Annotated in this window: 3 protein-coding genes; all 3 read left to right on the top strand. The window is 72.3% G+C overall.

Going from position 1 to position 3543, the window contains the following annotated elements; all coding sequences use genetic code 11:
• On the top strand, positions 1–499 hold a 499-nt coding region (locus tag MY526_RS26830), incomplete at its 5' end, for a methyl-accepting chemotaxis protein (RefSeq protein ID WP_436705473.1).
• A 271-nt stretch (positions 500–770) separates the two neighbouring features.
• The gene (locus MY526_RS26835) at positions 771–2378 is read left to right on the top strand and encodes a methyl-accepting chemotaxis protein (RefSeq protein WP_436695915.1); all 1608 of its coding nucleotides are present in this window, start codon (positions 771–773) and stop codon (positions 2376–2378) included.
• Positions 2379–2645: 267 nt separating this feature from the next.
• The coding region (locus MY526_RS26840) for a HAMP domain-containing protein (RefSeq protein WP_436705474.1) at positions 2646–3543 on the top strand (898 nt) is incomplete at its 3' end.

A 3543-nucleotide genomic window follows, 5' to 3' on the forward strand; every position in this document is an offset into this window, starting at 1 on the left:
CGAGATCGGCAACGTGGTGAAGGTGATCACCTCGATCGCCGAGCAGACCAACCTGCTGGCGCTCAACGCCACCATCGAGGCCGCCCGCGCCGGCGAGGCGGGCAAGGGCTTCGCGGTGGTCGCCAACGAGGTCAAGGAGCTGGCGCAGGAGACCGCCAAGGCGACCGAGGACATCGCCCGGCGGGTGCAGGCCATCCAGGGCGACACCACGGCGGCGGTGACCGCGATCGGGGAGATCTCCTCGATCGTGGCGCAGATCAGCGACCGGCAGACCACCATCGCCTCGGCGGTGGAGGAGCAGACCGCCACCACGAGCGAGATGTCGCGGTCGGTGGCCGAGGCGGCCGGCGGGACGACGGAGATCGCGACGAACATCTCCGGGGTCTCCGCCGCCGCGGGCGCGACCACGCGGGCGCTGACCCGCACCCGGAGCACGGTGGAGGAGCTGACCCGCATGGCCACCGATCTGCGCACCTCGGTGACCCGCTTCAGGTACTGACCGCTCCGACGGCGACCGACCCCGGTCGCGCGGCCCCGCGGGGGGCTGCGCGACCGGGGTCGTCGCATTTCCGCCGGCCTCCGGGAATGGTCACCGCACCGCGGTGTCGACAATTCTACCCGGCTTCTCCGCAACATTGCAAAATGGTCGCGACACAGATCGCGTGCGCGTTCGGGTCGTGGAGCCCATCTACGTTCTCGTGTGTAGCGACCGTGCACCGAGCCGGCCGATTCCTCGACCCATTCCCAGCGCGCCAGCAGGAGTCCCCGCCATGCCCCTCACCACCACCTCCCGCCGACGTGGCGGTTGGTTCGCCGACCGCCCGATCGGCGTGAAGATCGGTGCCGTCGTCGCCCTCCTGGCGGTCGTCGTCCTGGCCACCAACGTGCTCGCGGTCTCCCGCATCGGCGACATGCGGGAGAGCCAGGAGCGCATCTACACCGAGAACCTCGAGCCGCTCAACGCGCTGTCCGCCGTCCAGCGGGCCACCGCCGCGCACCGGGCACGGGTGCTCGAGTACGCCGTCTCCGACCCGGCGCGCCGCCTGGAGCTGCTCGGGGAGATGGACGAGAAGCAGGCCGACGTCGACGCCGCCCTGGCCGAGTACGAGGCCTTCGTGATCGACCGCGCCGCGATGGACGCCTACCTCGAGGCGCGCGCCGAGTTCCTGGAGTCCAACGCCACCCAGCTGTTCCCCGCAGCCGACCGCGGCGACCTGGCCGGCTACGCCGCGCTCTACCGCGAGGTGTCCAGCCCGCTCCTCACCGAGATCGCCGACGCCCTCGAGCAGGAGGGCGTGGCACAGTCCGCCGAGGCCGCCGCCCGCAATGCCGAGACCGAGCGGGAGGCGGGCGCCGCGATCACCACGCTGCTGGTGACCGCGCTGCTCAGCGTCCTGCTGGCCGCCGCCGCGACGGTCGTCGTCGTGCGCCGGCTGGTGGGCACGGTGCGCTCGGTCCAGCGCACCGCCGAGGCCATGGCCCGTGGGGATCTGACGGTCGTCACCGACGTCGAGTCCGACGACGAGCTGGGCCGGATGGCCGCCGCGCTCGACGCCGCCCAGGCCGGGCTGCGCGACGTGCTCGCCTCGGTGGTCGCCTCCGCCGACGCGGTCGCCGCGTCCTCGGAGGAGCTGTCGGCGTCGTCGGCGCAGATCGCGGCCTCCGCGGGGGAGACCTCGGCGCAGTCGGGCGTGGTGGCCTCCGCGGCGGAGGAGGTCTCGCGGAACGTGCAGACCGTGGCCGCCGGCGCCGAGGAGATGGGTGCGTCGATCCGGGAGATCGCCAGCAACGCGGCCGAGGCCAGCCAGGTGGCCGCCCGTGCGGTGGACGCCGCGGCGAACACGACGGCGACGGTGGCCAAGCTCGGCGACTCCTCGGCGGAGATCGGCAACGTGGTGAAGGTGATCACCAGCATCGCCGAGCAGACCAACCTGCTCGCGCTGAACGCCACCATCGAGGCGGCCCGGGCCGGGGAGGCCGGCAAGGGCTTCGCGGTGGTGGCCAACGAGGTCAAGGAGCTGGCGCAGGAGACGGCGAAGGCGACCGAGGACATCGCCCGGCGGGTGCAGGCGATCCAGGGCGACACCACCGCGGCGGTGGCGGCCATCGACGAGATCAGCACGATCGTCGCGCAGATCTCCGACCGGCAGACCACCATCGCCTCGGCGGTGGAGGAGCAGACCGCGACCACCAGCGAGATGTCGCGCTCGGTCGCGGAGGCCGCCGGCGGCACGGGGGAGATCGCGGTGAACATCACCGGGGTGTCCTCTGCCGCCGACTCCACGACGCAGGCCCTGACGCAGACGCGCAGCGCCGTCGACGAGCTGTCCCGGATGGCCGCCGACCTGCGCACCAGCGTCGCCCGCTTCACCTACTGAGCGCTGCCCACGGGAGAGGGCGCCCGGCCATTCCCCGGGCGCCCTCATCCATTGTGCGCCCCCGGGCGGGGAATGCGTCACCATGTCGATTCGGCGGTGCGTCCAGAACGGTCACCAGCATTTCTCCGAGGTGCGGCGCGACACGCCCGTGAACTGTGTGTCCAACCTTTCCACGCCCTCTAGCGTCTGACGCATCGTCCTGTGGAGAGCCGCATCCGGCACTGTCCGAGGTTCTCCCCCCGTTCCCGTAGGAAGTGAATTTCCGTCATGGACACCAGCACACCCGCCCGCCGTTCCCGCATCGGTGTCCGCGGCTCGATCCTGGCCGTCGGCGCCGCCGGCATGGCCGCCGCCATCGCCGTCGGCGGCTCCGGGCTGGCCGGCCTCGGGGGCGCCGGGTCCACGCGGCAGGAGGTCGCCGCGCTGAACGACGCCCTGGGTCACTCCCAGGCGATGGAGTTCTTCAACGCCGATGTCAGCGGCTGGCAGACGGCGTACGCCTGGGACGCCAGCCGGGTCGGGGCGCTGCAGGCGGTGGCCCCGGACAGCGCCAACCGGGCCGGCTTCCTCGACGTCAGCGACCGGCTCCGCGACGAGCTGGAGGCCATGCCGCGCGAGGTCCTGACGGCCGAGGAGGCCACCGTCTACGACGAGATCGCGACGAAGTGGGACGACTTCTTCGCCGTGGACGACCAGGTGGTCGCCCTCTACGCGCAGAACACGCCGATGGGCAAGAACGCCGCAGACGAGCTGATCCTGGGTGACGGCTACGCCATCTACTTCGAGATCATCACGCTGACGACCGAGCTCAAGGAGTCGCTGCAGGAGCGGGTCGTCATGGCGACCGACGCCGCCGCGGCGCAGGAGACACGCACCCGCTGGACCATGATCGCCATCGTCGTGGCGGGGGCTCTGCTGGTCCTGGGCGCCGCACTGGCTGTGGCACGCCGCATCGTGCGGCCCCTCGACGCGGTCGTCTCGGTCGCGCGGGCCATGGCCGGTGGGGATCTCACCCGCAGCACCGGGGTGCATCGGGACGATGAGGTGGGTCGAGCGGCCGCCGCCATCGACGCCGCGGTGGCCGACCTGCGCGGGGTGCTGGCGGCGGTGGCCGGGTCGGCGGATGCGGTGGCGGCGTCGTCGGAGGAGCTGAGTGCCTCGTCGG

This window comes from Geodermatophilus sp. CPCC 205761 (assembly GCF_051383655.1).
Taxonomy (GTDB): domain Bacteria; phylum Actinomycetota; class Actinomycetes; order Mycobacteriales; family Geodermatophilaceae; genus Geodermatophilus.